Below are 15,972 nucleotides of genomic sequence, written 5' to 3'. Positions count from 1 at the left end.
GGATGGCCCGCAGCGCGCGCCTCTGGTCTGTCCCGCCGTCCGTCCCTTTCCTGAAAACGCTGGTCGACACACTGGTCGACGGCACCCTGATCCCCGGCTTTCGCCCGCTGGACGATCCACTGCTGCTGCCGTCGGTCACGCTGTATCTGCCGACGCGCCGCGCCGCGCGCCTGCTGCCGGAGCTTTTCCAGCAGCGGTTTGGTGGCCGGCCGGTTCTCCTGCCTGCCATCCGCCCGGTGGGCGATGCCGACGAAGATGCGCAGAGCCTGACCGCCAATGCGGATCTGGAACCTCTGCCGCCGGCAATGCCCCTTCTGGAGCGTCACCTTGCGATGACGCGGCTGGTGAAGGCCTGGAAAGGCATGCTGCGCCGGGAAGCGCTCAGTCTGAGGTCCGACGAACCTCTCGGCCTTCCGGCGTCGACGGCCGATGCAGCCTGGTTGGCGGCAGACCTGCTGACGCTGATGGACGAGGTTGAGACGGAAGAAGCCGACTGGACGGAACTGTCCGGTCTCGTGCCGGAGGACCATGCCCGGTACTGGCAGATCACGCTCGATTTCCTGCAGATCGTGCGGCAGGCCTGGCCCGCGCATCTGGCCGAATTGAAAATGATGGACCCGAAGGCACGCCGCTCGGCCCTTATCCGGCGGGAGGCCGAGCGTCTGGAGCGGACACCTCCTCGTGGCCCGGTCATTGTTGCGGGTGTCACCGGCTCGGTTCCGGCCACCGCCGAATTGCTGAAGGTTGTCTCCCGACTGGAAGCCGGTGTCGTCGTGCTGCCTGGGCTGGACCGTTATCTGGACAGCCGCTCCTGGGCCGTATTGGGAGAAAAGACGGGCAAGGCCTCGACCCGCAAGGGGCTGATGCAGAAAGACGCGGCAACCCTGCCTTCACATCCGCAGTATTCGCTGAAGCAGTTGCTTGATCGGCTGGGTGCAGGGCGGGAAGAGGTTGCAACACTCGGGCCGGACCCGGACCGGGGGCTCCTGCTGCGTGAAGAACTTGTCTCCGAGGCTCTGCGTCCCGCCGATACCTCCGATGGCTGGACAGCCTATCTGGACGCCCGTCCAGAGACGGACAGGGCAGAAGCCCTCGATGGTGTCTCGATCATGACTGCCCGCAACGAGGCCGATGAAGCCTTGAGCGTGGCGATTGCCTTGCGCGAAGCGATCGAGCGGCAGGAAAGTGCGGCCCTCATTTCGCCGGACCGCATGTTGACGCGCCGGGTTGCGGCAGAGCTTGCCCGCTGGAACATACAGGTGGACGACAGTGCCGGCCGCCCGCTCGACCAGACCGCACCAGCCATTCTGACGATTCTGGCAGCAAAACTCGCCCTTGGTGGCTGCGAGCCTATCGATCTTCTGGCGCTTCTGAAGCATCCGCTGACACGGCTGGGCCTGCCGGTGAAAGACATCCGGTCAGCCGCCCGCGCGCTGGAGCGTGGCGTGGTTCGCGGACCGCGCGCCCGGCCGGGAACGGCAGGTTTGCAACTGGCTGTCGATGCGAGCCGGGAAGATGCGGGCAAGGCACATACGCCACGCTGGAAAAAGATCCACGATGAAGACTGGGACGTGATTGCAAACCTTGTCGATCGGCTGGCGAACGCACTGAAACCGCTGGAAGATCTTGCCGCAGAAGGCGGCACGATCCTTCTGACCGACCTCGCACGGCGTCATGTCGATGTGATCGAGGCGATCTCGATCGATCACGAAGGTTCGGTGGCAGAACTTTACGCCGGTGAGGCGGGCGAGGCGCTGGCCCAGTTCCTGACCGGTCTTCTGGAAGCAAGCTCCAGCGGACTGGAAATTCCCGCCGGCGAATGGCCGTCGGTACTGCCCGCGCTGATGTCCGGTCAGGCCGTACGGCGCAGGTTGCCGGGCGACCAGCGGGTGCAGATCCTCGGCCCCATGGAAGCACGGCTTCAGACCTTTGATTTTGCGATCCTGGGTGGCCTCAATGAGGGCGTGTGGCCTCAACGCACGCGCAATGATCCGTGGCTGAACCGGCCGATGAAGCGCGACATGGGGCTGGAACCCCCGGAACGCCGGCTCGGTGCGGCCGCACATGACTTCGCGCAAGGCATGGGGGCACGGCGGGTCCTTCTGTCGCGTGCCGCACGCTCCGACGGCGCTCCCACGGTTGCATCGCGCTGGCTGCAGCGCCTGACCACGCTTGCCGGGCCTGACCTGACGAAGAAACTGGAAGCGCAAGGGGCGGTATATTCCGCCCTTGCAGCACAGCTCGACCGGCCGGAAGGCGCGGTGCGGCCCGCGTCCCGGCCTCACCCTCGTCCGCCCTTGGCAGCACGCCCGAAATCGCTCTCCATCACCGAAATCGAACGCTTGATCCGCGATCCCTACGCGATCTTTGCCCGTCACGTGCTCGAGCTGCAGCCGGTCGACCCGATCGGCGGCGAACCCGGTGCGGCCGACAAGGGCAACCTCATTCACGATGCGCTGGCCGATTTCCTGCTGACCTGGACCGGCGCATTCGACGACAGTGCCGTAAAGGCCCTGACAGAGATCGGCGAGGAGCTGTTTGAGCCTCTTGATGCGTTTCCGGCGATCCGGGCGCTCTGGTGGCCGCGTTTCCAGAAGATCGCGGCTGGCTTCGTTGCCTACGAAGCGAGGCGGTCGCAACACGTCAGTCAGCGGTTCCTGGAAATCGGGGGCGGTGTGGAATTGAAGTTGCCCGGCTTCGATTTCCGCCTGCGCGGCCGGGCAGACCGGATCGACCTTCTGAGTGGCGGCGGGCTGTCAGTGGTCGATTACAAGACAGGGCAGGTGCCTTCGCAAAAGCAGGTCGACGCGCTCCTGTCGCCGCAATTGCCGCTGGAGGCCGCGATGGTCCGGCGGTTCGGGTTCAAGGATGTGCCGGCTGACGCGCCCATATCCGAGCTATTGTATCTGCAGCTGAAGGGCGGCAGCGAACCGGTGATCGAAGCGCCGCGAAACCCGAAGGACACGCCGCTGGAAGATCTGGTGGAAGACGCCTGGACGCGGCTGGAACAGTTGATCGCCCACTATGTCAGGGAAGACATTGGTTACCTGTCCCGTGCCCGCGTCATGCGCGAACGGCAGATGGGCGGTGACTATGATCATCTTGCCAGAACGCAGGAATGGGCACTTGGATCGGAGGAGCCTTCATGAGCTTTCAGATCCCTGAAGTGACCAGGCAGCGGCAGGACCTTGCCTCCCGCCCACGGGCTTCTGCCTGGGTGAGTGCAAATGCCGGATCGGGCAAGACCTTCGTTCTGTCCCGCAGGGTGGTGCGGCTGTTGCTGGATGGCACAGATCCCTCTCGTATTCTTGCGCTGACCTTCACCAAGGCCGCCGCTGCAGAAATGGCGACCCGCGTTTTCAAGATTCTCGGCGAATGGGTCACCAAGGATGATGCCGCACTCGCGGCCGAATTGCAGGATATTGAAGGCCGCAAACCAGACGCCGCGCGCCTGGCGATGGCGCGTCGCCTCTTTGCCCGGGCACTGGAAACACCGGGCGGGTTGAAGATCCAGACCATTCACGGTTTCTGCGAATCCCTGCTGCACCAATTTCCGCTGGAAGCAAACGTCGCGGGCCATTTTGCCGTACTCGACGACCGGGTGGCAGCGGAACTCATGGCGGCCTCGCGCGCGACCGTGCTGCATGTTGCCGAAACCGAGCCGGAAAGCGCCTTTGGCAGGGCACTGGCATCTGTCATTGATCTGATGAGCGATGGCGGCGCCCAGAAGGCGCTGGACGAGTTGATCCAGAGCCGTGACGCCTTCCGCCGCTGGACGGTTGATGCCGGCGATCTGGAAACCGCGCTTGCCGAGCTTGCCGGTCTTCTGGAAACCGACCCGGCCCTGCGGCTGGCGGATTTCGACGAGCAGTTTCGGTCCGCATGCCCGTTTGATCTGAACACCTGTCTTGCCTATGCCGAGGCACTGCGAACCGGCACCAAGACCGATCAGGCGCGTGCGGACGATCTGGTTACCGCCGCGAAGCTCACGGACATAACCGCTTTCCGCGAGGCCTGGCAGGCAATTTTCCTGACAGCCAAGCTTGAGCCGCGAAAGTCGCTCGCCACCAAGAAGGTCGCTGAAACGTTCCCCCAGATGCTTGAGGCGCTGGAGGCGGAACAACATCGCCTGCTGGAGCTGCTGGACCAGCGCCGGAAGGTGGCGACCTATGAGGGAACCACAGCCCTGCTGCGTCTCGCCGACGCGGTGATCGGTCATTATGAGCGCGCCAAGACCGCCCGCGGGTATCTCGACTTCGAGGATCTGGTGGTCAAGACGGCAACGCTGTTGCAGAAGTCGGACGCAGCGCTCTGGGTGCAATACAAGCTTGACCAGGGGCTCGATCATATCCTCGTCGACGAAGCCCAGGACACCAGCCCGCGCCAGTGGGAGGTGGTGACCTCGCTGGCCTCGGAATTCTTCGCCGGGACCGGCGCGAGAGACAGGGTGCGCACGTTGTTTGCGGTGGGCGACGAAAAACAGTCGATCTACTCGTTCCAGGGGGCCGTCCCGGCCTATTTCGATGCCATGCGCCGGTCTTTCTCCGGCAAGGCCAAGGCGGCTGAACTGGAGTTCCATTCGGTCAATCTGCAACTTTCCTTCCGCTCCACACCGGATGTGCTGGGGGCGGTCGACAAGGTGTTCCACGACGAGAGTGCCCACAGAGGCCTTTCACAGGACGTGAAAGCACCGGTTCATGAAGCCATCCGGCGGGACCCGGGGATCGTCGATCTGTGGCCTCTGGAGGCCGAAGCCGAGATCGAGGAGCCGGACGACTGGCGCCAGCCGATTGACCATGTCGGCTCGGGCAGCCCGATGCTGAAGGTGGCACGGCGTATCGCGGTCGAGATCGCCCAGTGGATGCGCGACGGCACGGCAGATCCTGGCGATGTGATGATCCTCGTCCGCAAGCGCGGCCCTTTTGTCGAAGCGCTCAACCGGGAACTGAAGGAGCTGGACATTCCGGCTGCCGGCAGTGACCGCCTTGTGCTGACGGACCATATCGCGGTTCAGGATCTCGCCGCCCTCGGCCGGTTCCTGCTACTGCCGGAAGACGACCTGTCGCTTGCCTGCGTGTTGAAGAGCCCCCTGTTCGACCTGACGGACGACGACCTGCTGGAGGTTGCCCGGGAAACGCCGGAAAAGGTGCGGCCTGGAACGCTGTGGCAGATGCTGGTGAAGCGGTCCGACACGTCTGACAAGTGGAAGGCCGTCCGCGCAAAGCTGGAAGACTGGCGCGCACGTGCCGACTTCGTGCCGCCTTACGAATTCTATGCCCGTCTTCTGGGGGCTGATGGTGGCCGGAAGGCTTTCCGCGCCCGGCTCGGGGTGGAGGTCGATGACGTTCTGGACGAGTTCCTGGCGCTCACTATCGCCTATGAGCAATCCGGCACGCCGGGCTTGGAAGGCTTTCTGGCCTGGATGGCAGCGGCACCGACCGAGATCAAGCGCGAGCTGACCAACACCAAGGGCATGGTCCGCATCATGACCGTGCATGGGTCCAAGGGGCTGGAAGCGCGGATCGTCGTCCTGGTCGATCCGGGTGCGCCTCCCGTCAGCGCGATCCACGATCCGGCCTTCCTGCCGCGCAAGCGCCTGGAAAACGATCTGCTGCCACCGGCCCTGGTCTGGCTGCCGCCCAAGGCAGACCGGACACCCTGGCACGATGCGGCGGTGGAAGCCCTGCGGGATGCGCAGGAGGAAGAGTATCGGCGCCTCTTGTATGTGGCGCTGACCCGCGCCGAAGACAGGCTGATCGTCTGCGGCTGGGAACCGAAACGCGGTGCGCACGAGAACTGCTGGTACTCCATGGTCTCGCGGGCATTGAAACCCGAGGCACGCGAGCTGACCGAAAGGGATGGGTCCGTTTCTGCCTGGCGCTGGCAGAAGGAAGGAGCCGCCGCCGAGCCGGAGGCAGGTGGCGCTGTGCACAGGTCTGAAGAGCCGCCCAGCGAGGAACGTCCGCTGCCGGACTGGCTCTCCACCCCTGTCCGCCCACTTCCCAAGAAGAAGCGCCTTCAGCCCTCGAGGGCTTTTGAGGCGATGGAGGAAAAGGAAGGTATCGAGCCGGTGCCTGCGGTCTCCCGTCTGCAGGCCGGCAGGGACCTCGCGTCCTGGCCGCTGGAGCGTGGTCGTTTGATTCACCGTCTTCTGGAACTGTTGCCGGACATTGCCGAAGACGAACGCATGGCCGCATCGGAGGCCTATCTGAAACAGGCCCTCAAACCGGAATTCGCGGACCGAAGTCCCCACCTTCTGCGCGAGGTGGCGGCGATTCTGGACATGCCGGAATTCGAGACCCTGTTTTGCGGTCATGCCCGCGCCGAAGTTCCGCTGGTCGGGACGATTCGGGCAAGCGATGGCACGGAAGTCGAGATCTCCGGCCAGATCGACCGGCTCGTGGTTGAGGATAACCGGGTGGTGATTGTGGATTACAAGACCAATTTCCATCCGCCGGCGACAGTTGCCGAAATCCCGCTCGAGTACCGCGCACAGCTTTGTGTTTACAGGGAAATGCTGAAGCAGATTTATCCGGGCAGGGAGATTTCCGCCCAGCTTCTGTGGACCGCGGTGCCGAGCCTGATGGAAATCCCAGAAAAGGTGCTGGAAGAAACCTTCGCCGGACTGCGTCCTGACGGCACATCGGGTTGACGGCAGGCCTTCGGCTTCCTACGTTCTTGCCAACTGACGCGCTTACATCGGGTAGGCGCGCTCCTGAGACCTACGAGATCTAGTTATGGCTACCACACAAGTTACCGACTCTTCCTTCGAAGCCGAAGTTCTGAAATCCGACGCACCGGTCGTGGTCGACTTCTGGGCCGAATGGTGCGGTCCGTGTAAGATGATTGCCCCGGCTCTTGAAGAAATCTCCGAAGAGATGGACGGCCAGGTGAAGATCACCAAGCTCAACATCGACGAGAACCAGGACATGGCCATGAAATACGGCGTTCGGTCCATTCCGATGCTGATCCTGTTCAAGGATGGTGAGCCGATGGCAACCCAGATCGGTGCCGCGCCGAAAGGCAAGCTCTCCGATTGGATCAAGAGCGCCCTTTAACAGCGACAAGAGTCTGCGGCTGACCGGCTGCGGTTCATATGAGCGCATCCGGCGGGTAAGCGAAAGCCTATCCGCCGATCCTCTTTGAAAAATCCTCAACCGGTCGTATAAGCACCCGCAAACAGTCTGAGCAAACGGATCATTCATGAGCGACGAAAACAAAACCCCGGAAGAGCAGCCGGCAGAAGCAACGCCGGAAACTGCAGCAGCGGAACAGCCGGAAGCTGTCGAGGCAGCCGGTGTAGATCCGATCGAAGTTCTGCAAGCTGAAAACGCGGAACTGAAGGACCGTGCGCTTCGCGTGATGGCGGAAATGGAAAACCTGCGCCGCCGCACGGAAAAGGAAGTCAAGGATGCCCGCCAGTACGCCGTGTCCGGCTTCGCCCGTGACATGCTGACGGTCTCCGACAACCTGCGCCGCGCGCTTGAAGCGTTGCCGGAAGACGACCGCAAGAACGCCGACGCGGGTGTTGCTTCGCTGATTGAAGGCGTTGAGATGATCGAGCGCGATCTGCTCAACCAGCTTGAGAAGAACGGCGTCAAGAAGCTGGACCCGGAAGGCCAGAAGTTCGATCCGAACTTCCACCAGGCGATGTTCGAAGTGCCGAACACCGAAGTGCCGAACAACACGGTCGTACAGGTGATGCAGGCCGGCTACGTCATTGGCGAGCGCGTGCTGCGTCCGGCCATGGTCGGCGTTTCCAAGGGTGGCCCGAAGGATGTTGCGGCGTCGGCTGAAGCCGGACAGACAGTCGACAAGAACGCCTGAGTTCAACCGACCCTAGAGCTTCGAAGGGGCTGCTCCGTATCCAGCGGAGTGGCCCTTTTCTTTGGAGCAACCCTTTCGTCAACACAGCTAACCGGGGCCAGTTCTGCCGTCGATGCGACGTAAGAGGACGACAGCCGGGAACGATCGGTGTTTTTCCAGAAAGCGGTCTGGTCGGACTTCCCTAATCCCTTGAGCGAGATATGCAGGCCCTCAGACGTAGGGCCGAGTGCCGGCGTGGCATGCTACGGGATGACAAAGACCCGGACCTCAGGTACTGCCTTCGGAAAGAAAGTGGCCATGGGGGACGGAATGCTGCTGCAAATGCTGGACTATCTCGGGGTGGCGGTATTCGCCATTACCGGCGGCATCGTCGCTTCGCGCAAGCAGCTGGATATCGTTGCCCTGCTGTTCTTTGCCACGCTGACGGGGATCGGTGGTGGTACCCTGCGTGACCTTTTGCTGGGTGTACCGGTCTTCTGGGTGGAGAACGAATGGTATCTGCTGGTGTGCTTCGTCGTCAGCGCGCTGGTCTGGTATTTTGCCGAGTGGATCGAAAAGCTCGGCAAACCCTTGAGATGGGCCGATGCCATCGGTATTGCGGCCTATTCTGTCATGGGAGCTGCCAAGGCCCTGACTGTCGGTGACACGATCCTGGTGGCGATCCTGATGGGTGTCTCTACGGCAACTTTCGGCGGCATCCTGCGGGACACCATCGCCCGTGAACCTTCCTCCATCGTGAAGCCGGAAATCTATGTCGGTGCGGCCTTTGCCGGTGCGGGTGGATTTGTTGTGCTGGTGCAATTGGGCGCGCCGCAAATCCTTGCCGCGATCCTTGCCGCAAGCTGTGCGCTGATCTTGCGCGGCGGAGCGATCCTGCGTGGCTGGACCTTGCCCGGACACCGTTTTGGAACAGGTTCAGATCCCAGCTAAGCCGGGATGGCTTTCCGTCCCTTGGCCTCAGCGGACAGTCCGGGAACGACAAAAGCCGGCCCACGGGGAACCGGCTTCACGATTATCGTATAACGGGTTTGGCGCGATTGGCAGAACGTGCCAAACCCTTGGAGGCAGCCGGTCTCGCCCGTAGGGTCGAACGGCCAGGGTGCCATCAAGGCACTAGTAGACAAGCCCCGAGCAGGCCGACACATAGTACATCAGCCCTATTGCGATTGCCGGAAGGCTTGCCGAATAGGCAAGCGTCGTCAGCATGATTTGCTCCTTCAAGATACCAACGAGAAACCCATGGCGGCCAAGCCGTCATCCGGGCGACCCTTTTCGGGCGCTCGCTTTCATGGATTCCCCCTGCTGTTCCGGGATATGGTGTGCGCAGGCACGAGTTCCAGAGGTCACGTCCTCAAAAAAACGTGTGCAGCCAGTGCGTAGTCTGCGAGCCCGGTGCGCGGGGCAGGCAAAAACAGCGTGCGCTGGCCATAGTAACGCCGGCCGGCTTTCGTGCCCTGTGTGAGGTCCTTCAGGTCGGCAGCCCATTCAAGATCCGGCCGCGGCGGTTCGCTCAGGTCGGTGGTGAACAGCCGTGCTTCCTGCAGCAGTTCTGTCGGCAATTGTGCTTCCGGATCCAGCACATCTACGTGACAGCCCGCAGGAGGATCCAGGTAGGTGAGGGCGTGATGGGTGCCTGTTTCGTTTTCCGGACCGGCAATACAGATCATGTCCGCGCCTTCCTGCGCGGCATAGATCTCGTTCGTGATGCCGACATTGACCCCCTTGAGCGCGGGCAAGGCGGCGATCCTTTTCTGGATTTCCGGCGACACGCCGGCCAGAAGGATCGACGTCAGGTTGCGCACGGCCGCATAACCGCACACAAGCCGGGGCAATCTCGGGTCGTCGCCGATGACCAGCAGGCGGGACGTGTCTTCGCGGGACAGGTAACTTGCCCCGAGCGCATGAAGACCGGCCGTGCGCCAGACTGTAAGGCGCATGCCATCCAGAAGGGCGATCGGTTGTCCGCCGGAACCGGAAAACAATAGGTAGAGACTTGAGGACAGGCCCGTTTGTTCAGGAAGATCCAGCGCCAGGGAGCAGCCGATATAGCCGCGCTTGACGTCGCCTTGTTGGGTAAAGTCAGTCCAGGCCGGCTGTACGGTGAGCGCGCCTTGCTGCTGGTTCAGCCGGCCGATGGGCAAGGGGGATGCCTTGGGGGCGACTGTGCTGGAGCGATAGGCCCGGCGCAGCGTTTCAAGAACGGCCCTGTCTTCCAGGCAGGCATCGATCTCGTCGCTGGAGATAATACGCATGGTAATGTCGGCCGGTTAGGCGGCGTTGCGGTTGCCCGGTCCTGCCAGTCCCTTGAGATTGGATGCCGGCTGACCTGCGGTGTTCATTTCCCGCAGCTGGTCGGCTTCCTTGTGCCATTTCGCGGCTTCCCGGCGCTTCACGCGTGCTTCCTTGCGCCAGCGGCCCTGTTTGGCCCATGCGCCAAGTCCACCGACGATGATGCCGACGCCCAGACTTGCGAAGATGATCCAGAACAGCGGAATGTCCGGGATCGTCAGGCGCGGGTCCTGCGGGTCGAGGGGATTGAGCGACAGGGAGACCGTGTGCCGGTTCGCCACCGACAACGGGATCAGGACAACCGCGATAACGAACAAGATCACGTTCTTGAGGAAACGGGTCACTGGGTTCTCCCGGTTTTGGCCAGATCAGAAGTCGATTTTAAATGGCGTGCCGTGGCAAACGCAATCAGTCGTCGCCGTGGTCCACACCATCGTTCAACCGTATACGCATTTCCTTGCCGGTTTTGAAGAAGGGCACGAACTTTTCGTCCACTTCCACCTTTTGACCGGTTCGCGGATTGCGGCCGACGCGAGCGGGGCGGTTCTTGACGGAAAACGCGCCGAAGCCGCGCAACTCCACCCGGTCGCCGCGCATGAGCGCTTCGGTAACCTCATCCAAGATGGCGTTGACGATGTTCTCAACGTCCCGCTGATAGAGATGCGGATTTTGTTCGGCGATATGCTGAACCAGCTCAGATTTGATCATGAAGTGCCCCCTCGCTTACGGATTATTGTCTGCCGCGTCAGAAGCCTGCCAAACGGATACGAGCCCGTCAAGCGTAAGCCCTCGTGGAATCAGCCCCTTAGCTTCACTAACCGGCTCCAGAAGGGCCGATCCGATGCCTTTTCCGAACTCTCGCGAGACCCGGGAGGAAAACGGCAGCTCTTCCAGATTTTCGTTGGCGCTCCAGGTGACGACTGGAAGATCTTTCGGAACGCCCTTCTCGCTTACTAGCCAGTCGATTGCGACATCTTCACCGCCAATGGCATCGATCAGCTTTTCCGTCTGGGCATCGTGGCCCGTCAGAATGCGGCCGTCTGCAAGTTCCTTGGCCCTGGGCATGTCGAGAGATCGCCGCTCGGCGACCAGTGAAACGAACCAGTCGTAGGAATTGTCGACGAGCTTTTGCAGCATGGCGCGTGCCTCGGGGCTCGTCTGGGAATAGAAGTCGGGCTCGGCCTTCAGCGGAGCACTCTTGACCGCATCCATTTCCACGCCGACCGTTTCCATCAGTTTGCTGATATTGCCGAACTGGAACAGCACGCCGATGGAGCCGGTGATGGAATTGTATCTCGCGACGATGTGATCGGAGGCAAGGGCGATCATGTAGCCCGCGGAGGTTCCGATGGTGCGGATTTCGGCGACCACCGGCTTCTTTTCGGAAAGCTTGCGCAGCGCTTCATACAGCGCTTCGCCGCCGGTTGTGCTGCCACCTGGAGAGTTGATGGAGATCACCACGCCCTTGACCGCATCGGACTTGCCGATCTTCTCGATCATCTGCAGGGTCTTGCGGCTTTCGAGGATGACGCCTTCGATCGGGATGCGTGCGATATGCGCCGTCCGCTTGGACAATTCCGAAGCCCCGGAGACGTAGATAAGCCCCCCGATCAGTGCCGCGGCGATGACGACAAAAGTCGCGATCCGCCAGAAGGTCACTTTGCGTCTGAGGCGCCGTCTGTCTACCAGCGCGTCAACATCTACCGACATGAATACGATGTCCCCGACAAGAGCTTATGAAAACCAATAACATACATAGGGTGACCGTTGTAAGAAATGCAATCGGCTTCTCTCAGTTTCACATCAGATTGCGGCGGTTTCTGGCAAGCCAGCGCAGTTTCGTGTGTTCATGAGGCTTAATCGCCCAGAGGTTGAGGTCCGGTGCGGCCATGGAATGCGGTTAGGGAAGAGCGGATCCGGCGCAGGTTTTCGCTTGTGGTGGCGGCCCGGACCTGCGCGACCGTCATGGCGATGGCGTCGACAATCACCAGGTGCGCGTATCGCGAGGCGGTGGGCTTGAAGATGTCCGGGTCCTCGGGAAGATCGACCAGGATGGGGATCTTGGAAATCATTGCAAGGCGAGAGCCTTTCGGTGCGATCGCGATCGTGGTGGCCCCATAGCCGCCGGCAATTTCGGCCGCACTGACCAGTTCATCCGCTTCGCCACTGGCGGAGACACACAGCAGAACGTCGTCGGGCCCGAGCGTCGCCGCGCGCATCTGCAGGAGGTAGCTGTCGTGCAGGGCGACAGACGGGATGCCAAGGCGGAAAAAGCGGCTCGCCGCTTCACCGGCCACCATCGTCGACCCACCGCCGATCCCGGCGGTGAGAAGCTGCCGGCATTTGGCGATCTTTTCGACGGCCCGCTCGATAACGGCCGGATCGACCTGCTGCCGCATGACATTGGCGGTCGCATAAAGCGCGCCTAGAACGCGGTCGATCGCCGTTTCGCTGGCAACCTGCTCGGTGGTCGATGGCGCGGAAATATACTGCAGGCTGACGGCCAGGTTTTGCGCCAGACGCAGCTTGAATTCCCGAAAACCGTCACAGCCGAGTGTCCTGCAAAAGCGAACGACGGTCGGTGTACTGACGCCACAGGCTTTTGCCAGTTCGGCGATCGTCATGTCCGAAATCGCGGACAGATGCTTTTGCACGTAGTCCGCAACCTTTTGTTCCCGCGCCGGAAACTGGCCGGCGTGATCGCGGAGTGCGGAAATGAGATCGATAGCGGCATGGCCGTTTGTATTGTCGCCGGTCGGGGTTCGGATCTTTGCCTGCACACATGTCTCCCTGGTTGCGGGATTTGTAATTTGATTACACAAAATCGTCAATCAGCGCCTGATCATAGCCTCATTTACGCGAGAAATGTAATTTAAAAACAAAATACGCTTGACGAAACGCAATTTCTGCTCTGAAAATGTAATTAAGGTACATTTCGGTGGAGGGATTATGCGCGAGTGGGCTGCCAGAACCAGTGCCAGGCTGAATACGGGCGTCGAGGCTGTAATAGCCTTGCTGATGGCACTGCTTGTGCTTGACGTCTGGCTTGGCGTGGTTGATCGCTACTTCTTTCATTGGCAGTTGCCCTGGCCGGAGATCCTTGCGCGCTACCTGATGATCTGGGCAGCCATGCTGGCCGTCTCGTCCGGCATCGCCAGACGGGACCATATCGGACTGACGGCTGCCATCATGCGCGTGCCGGTGTCGTTGCGCCGCATTGTGCTGATGGCGATTGATCTCTGCGTTCTGGCACTGTTTCTCTACGTGCTGTGGTACGGGCTCGGTTTCGCGCAAAGCGGCGCCAAGCGGCAGGCCATGATCTTCGGTATCAGTCTGCAGCCGTTCTATGCGGCAATCCCGGCTGCCGCAGCCCTTGCCTCGATCCAGACCGTTCTGGCGATGATCCGGGACAACGGCACCCATCTCGACAATCCTCCGTTTGCGGAGGCCGCAGCATGATCGTTGCCGCTGTCTTCATCGGATTTGTCCTGCTCGGCATGCCTATCGGCTTTGCCATTGGCGCGGCCGGCGTCATCGGCCTCATTCATATGGGCGGTGACCAGTTCCTGGCCATCGGGCCGAGCCGTATCTTCAACGGGTTGAACATCTTCCCCTTTCTGGCGATGCCGTTCTTCATTCTGGCCGGCGAAATCATGAACCAGACGGGTATTACCGACCGGTTGGTGAAGCTGGCCCAGGTGCTGGTCGGCCATTTCCGGGGTGGGCTGGCCCACACAAATATGCTCGCCTCGGTGTTCTTTGCGGGGCTAACGGGCTCGGCAACGGCGGATGCGGCGGCCTTCGGGCGCACATTGGTGCCCGCCATGGTCAAGGAAGGCTACAAGCGCGATTACGCGTGCGCCGTAACGGCGGCCGGTTCGATCATCGGACCGACCATCCCGCCGTCCGGTCTGATGGTTGTCTACGGCTCGCTCATGGGCGTTTCCATTGGTGGGTTGTTCGCCGCAGGCATTCTGCCGGGTCTCGTCATCTGTGGTGTCTGCATGGCCGTCATTACCCTTGGTGCGGCCCGCAACAGCCTGCCCAAGGCGGAGCGCCGGGCCAACCTGAAGGAAATCTGGCAGGTCTTCGTTTCCTCAATTACCGCACTGCTGATGCCGGTGATCATCCTGGGAGGTATTCTCGGCGGTGTCGTCACGCCGACGGAAGCTGCTTCCATTGCAGTCGCCTATGCACTCTTCATCGGTGCATTCGTCTACCGCACGCTGACCTTGCCCGCGCTTTACCAGATGCTCGTGCGCACAGCGCGCATCACCGGCGTGATCTTCGTCATCATCGCCTTTGCCGGCATCCTCGGCTGGTGGATGAGCTTTGAAAAAATCCCCCAGATGCTGGCCGAGACCATCCTGGGTCTGGCCGACAACCGCTATGCGGTCATCGCCATCATCATCGGACTTCTGCTGATCGTCGGCATGGTCATGGATATCACCGCCATCCTGATCATCCTGGCACCGGTTCTTGTTCCGCTCACCGCTCAGGTGGGTCTGGAGCCGATCCATGCGGGGATCATCTTCGTTCTGGCACTCAACATCTCGCTGATGACGCCGCCTGTCGGCGCGTGCCTGTTCGTTCTCTCATCGGTCACCGGTGAGAAACTGGAACGGATTGCCATCAAGCTGGGGCCGTTCCTGGTCGCAGAGGTGGCTGTGCTGTTCCTGTTCGCCTTCTGGGAAAGCGCGGCGATGATGCTGCCGCGTGCTCTCGGGTTTGCCCAATAACAAAAAAACAACCTGACAGAGGAATGGAGAAAATCATGAAGAAGTTCGCAAAGGGACTGGCGGTCGGGCTGACCGCTGCGCTTATGGCCGGCAGCGCGCTGGCAGATGGAAAGGTGTTGAAGTTCGGACACGACAACAAGACCGATCCATTTGAAAATCCGGCTCATGCCTGCACCGCGGTGTTCTCCAACATCGTCAACGCAGACACCAACGGTGCCGTCGAAGTGGAGGTCTTCGGTTCCAACCAGCTCGGTTCGGCTGCCGAGCATGTGCAGCATGTGCGCGACGGCATCATCCAGGCAACACTGACGTCCACCGGCGCGCTGGCCAGCTACTACCCACGCATCGACGTTTTGAACCTGCCGTTCGCCTTCGCCGACAACGCCGCCACCTACGCGGTTTTCGACGGTGATTTCGGCAAGGCTCTGGCTGCCGATATCGAGGAAGCCCTTGGAGATGTTGTGGTGCTCGGTTTCCCGGACACGGGCGGGTTCTTCGCTGTTACCAATTCCAAGCACCCGATCGCGTCGCTCGACGATTTTGACGGCATCCGCATCCGCACCATGACGCTGCCGTCTCATCAGACCATCATTCAGGCGCTTGGCGCGCAGGCCTATCCGCTATCCTGGGGCGAGGTCTATTCCGGCCTGCAGACCGGCGTCATCGACGGTCAGATGAACCCGGTGCCGATCATTTCCTTCGCGAACTTCTCTGAAGTTCAGAAGTACATGACGCTGACCAACCACCTGTTCTCGCCCTACACGTTCATGGTCAATCGGGACTTCTTCGAAGGATTGAGCGAAGAGCAGCAGAAGACCCTGCGCTATGCCGCGGAAAGCTGCGTAACCGCCAGCCGTGGCCTGTCGCGCATCATCGAAGCCTCCGACAGGGGACTGGCGGGCCTGATGGACAAGATGGAAGTGACCGCTCTTACCGCCGACCAGCGCGCGTCCATGGCTGCAGCGGCCCAGCCGGCTTTCGAAACGCACGTGGCTGAAAACCTCGACCCGAAAGCCAACGAACTGCTTGGCCTGTTCAAGACCGAGGTCCAGAAAGCCAACGACAGCGTCTATATGGACTGAAGCATGGTCTGACATTTTCGCGCGCCGGCTTGCAG

The 15,972-nt window shown here is 61.4% G+C and carries 13 protein-coding genes; 8 read left to right on the top strand and 5 right to left on the bottom strand.

Annotated elements, in window-relative coordinates; translation table 11 throughout:
* The first annotated feature begins 2 nt into the window (after positions 1-2).
* The 5 genes from addB to ACYQ6M_RS21875 all read left to right on the top strand — a co-directional run bounded on the left by addB (position 3) and on the right by ACYQ6M_RS21875 (position 8,757).
* Entirely contained in the window at positions 3-3,149 is a 3,147-nt protein-coding gene (gene addB, locus ACYQ6M_RS21895) for a double-strand break repair protein AddB (protein WP_460075546.1), read from the top strand.
* On the top strand, positions 3,119-6,652 hold the full coding sequence (addA, locus tag ACYQ6M_RS21890; protein WP_460075544.1) for a double-strand break repair helicase AddA: 3,534 nt from the start codon (positions 3,119-3,121) through the stop codon (positions 6,650-6,652). Before addB ends, addA begins: the two co-directional genes overlap by 31 nt.
* Before the next feature lie 85 nt (positions 6,653-6,737).
* Entirely contained in the window at positions 6,738-7,058 is a 321-nt protein-coding gene (gene trxA, locus ACYQ6M_RS21885; protein ID WP_148582226.1) for a thioredoxin, read from the top strand.
* A 145-nt stretch (positions 7,059-7,203) separates the two neighbouring features.
* On the top strand, positions 7,204-7,827 hold the full coding sequence (grpE, locus tag ACYQ6M_RS21880) for a nucleotide exchange factor GrpE (RefSeq protein ID WP_460075541.1): 624 nt from the start codon (positions 7,204-7,206) through the stop codon (positions 7,825-7,827).
* 309 nt (positions 7,828-8,136) lie between these two features.
* Positions 8,137-8,757 (top strand): trimeric intracellular cation channel family protein, encoded by a 621-nt coding sequence (locus tag ACYQ6M_RS21875; RefSeq protein WP_460075736.1) that lies wholly within the window; start codon positions 8,137-8,139, stop codon positions 8,755-8,757.
* A gap of 413 nt (positions 8,758-9,170) precedes the next feature.
* On the opposite strand, the gene ACYQ6M_RS21870 is transcribed toward ACYQ6M_RS21875, so the two are convergent.
* The 5 genes from ACYQ6M_RS21870 to ACYQ6M_RS21850 all read right to left on the bottom strand — a co-directional run bounded on the left by ACYQ6M_RS21870 (position 9,171) and on the right by ACYQ6M_RS21850 (position 12,896).
* Positions 9,171-10,079: an ornithine cyclodeaminase gene (locus ACYQ6M_RS21870; protein WP_055657231.1), complete on the bottom strand. Its 909-nt coding sequence runs from the start codon at positions 10,077-10,079 to the stop codon at positions 9,171-9,173.
* Positions 10,080-10,094: 15 nt separating this feature from the next.
* A complete protein-coding gene (locus tag ACYQ6M_RS21865) occupies positions 10,095-10,460 on the bottom strand; it encodes a lipopolysaccharide assembly protein LapA domain-containing protein (RefSeq protein ID WP_022998966.1) in 366 nt (121 codons plus the stop codon).
* Between the two features lie 64 nt (positions 10,461-10,524).
* Positions 10,525-10,824, bottom strand: coding sequence for an integration host factor subunit beta (gene ihfB / locus ACYQ6M_RS21860; protein WP_006940254.1), 300 nt, complete (start codon positions 10,822-10,824; stop codon positions 10,525-10,527).
* 15 nt (positions 10,825-10,839) lie between these two features.
* Entirely contained in the window at positions 10,840-11,826 is a 987-nt protein-coding gene (gene sppA, locus ACYQ6M_RS21855; protein ID WP_062490767.1) for a signal peptide peptidase SppA, read from the bottom strand.
* A gap of 146 nt (positions 11,827-11,972) precedes the next feature.
* Positions 11,973-12,896, bottom strand: coding sequence for a MurR/RpiR family transcriptional regulator (locus ACYQ6M_RS21850; RefSeq protein ID WP_062490766.1), 924 nt, complete (start codon positions 12,894-12,896; stop codon positions 11,973-11,975).
* Positions 12,897-13,065: 169 nt separating this feature from the next.
* Here ACYQ6M_RS21850 and ACYQ6M_RS21845 point away from each other — a divergent pair, with 169 nt between their 5' ends.
* From ACYQ6M_RS21845 to ACYQ6M_RS21835, 3 genes are read left to right on the top strand one after another with little or no spacing between them, the layout of a single operon-like run.
* Positions 13,066-13,575, top strand: coding sequence for a TRAP transporter small permease (locus ACYQ6M_RS21845; RefSeq protein WP_022998963.1), 510 nt, complete (start codon positions 13,066-13,068; stop codon positions 13,573-13,575).
* Positions 13,572-14,855, top strand: coding sequence for a TRAP transporter large permease (locus tag ACYQ6M_RS21840; RefSeq protein WP_022998962.1), 1,284 nt, complete (start codon positions 13,572-13,574; stop codon positions 14,853-14,855). The genes ACYQ6M_RS21845 and ACYQ6M_RS21840 overlap by 4 nt, the downstream gene beginning before the upstream one ends.
* Before the next feature lie 35 nt (positions 14,856-14,890).
* Positions 14,891-15,937: a TRAP transporter substrate-binding protein gene (locus ACYQ6M_RS21835; protein WP_031268661.1), complete on the top strand. Its 1,047-nt coding sequence runs from the start codon at positions 14,891-14,893 to the stop codon at positions 15,935-15,937.
* The last annotated feature ends 35 nt before the right edge of the window (positions 15,938-15,972 follow it).

It is taken from the genome of Roseibium sp. ROS1 (assembly GCF_054658215.1).
The sequence above is the reverse complement of the archived record's forward strand: the minus strand, read 5'-3'. Positions and strand labels throughout refer to the sequence as shown.

What these genes read in the sequence shown, in the direction of transcription:
- addB (WP_460075546.1), top strand. Translation starts at nt 3, where the DNA reads ATGGCCCGCAGCGCGCGCCTCTGGTCTGTCCCGCCGTCCGTCCCTTTC.
- addA (WP_460075544.1), top strand. Translation starts at nt 3,119, where the DNA reads ATGGGCACTTGGATCGGAGGAGCCTTCATGAGCTTTCAGATCCCTGAA.
- trxA (WP_148582226.1), top strand. Translation starts at nt 6,738, where the DNA reads ATGGCTACCACACAAGTTACCGACTCTTCCTTCGAAGCCGAAGTTCTG.
- grpE (WP_460075541.1), top strand. Translation starts at nt 7,204, where the DNA reads ATGAGCGACGAAAACAAAACCCCGGAAGAGCAGCCGGCAGAAGCAACG.
- ACYQ6M_RS21875 (WP_460075736.1), top strand. Translation starts at nt 8,137, where the DNA reads ATGCTGCTGCAAATGCTGGACTATCTCGGGGTGGCGGTATTCGCCATT.
- ACYQ6M_RS21870 (WP_055657231.1), bottom strand. Translation starts at nt 10,079, where the DNA reads ATGCGTATTATCTCCAGCGACGAGATCGATGCCTGCCTGGAAGACAGG.
- ihfB (WP_006940254.1), bottom strand. Translation starts at nt 10,824, where the DNA reads ATGATCAAATCTGAGCTGGTTCAGCATATCGCCGAACAAAATCCGCAT.
- sppA (WP_062490767.1), bottom strand. Translation starts at nt 11,826, where the DNA reads ATGTCGGTAGATGTTGACGCGCTGGTAGACAGACGGCGCCTCAGACGC.
- ACYQ6M_RS21845 (WP_022998963.1), top strand. Translation starts at nt 13,066, where the DNA reads ATGCGCGAGTGGGCTGCCAGAACCAGTGCCAGGCTGAATACGGGCGTC.
- ACYQ6M_RS21840 (WP_022998962.1), top strand. Translation starts at nt 13,572, where the DNA reads ATGATCGTTGCCGCTGTCTTCATCGGATTTGTCCTGCTCGGCATGCCT.
- ACYQ6M_RS21835 (WP_031268661.1), top strand. Translation starts at nt 14,891, where the DNA reads ATGAAGAAGTTCGCAAAGGGACTGGCGGTCGGGCTGACCGCTGCGCTT.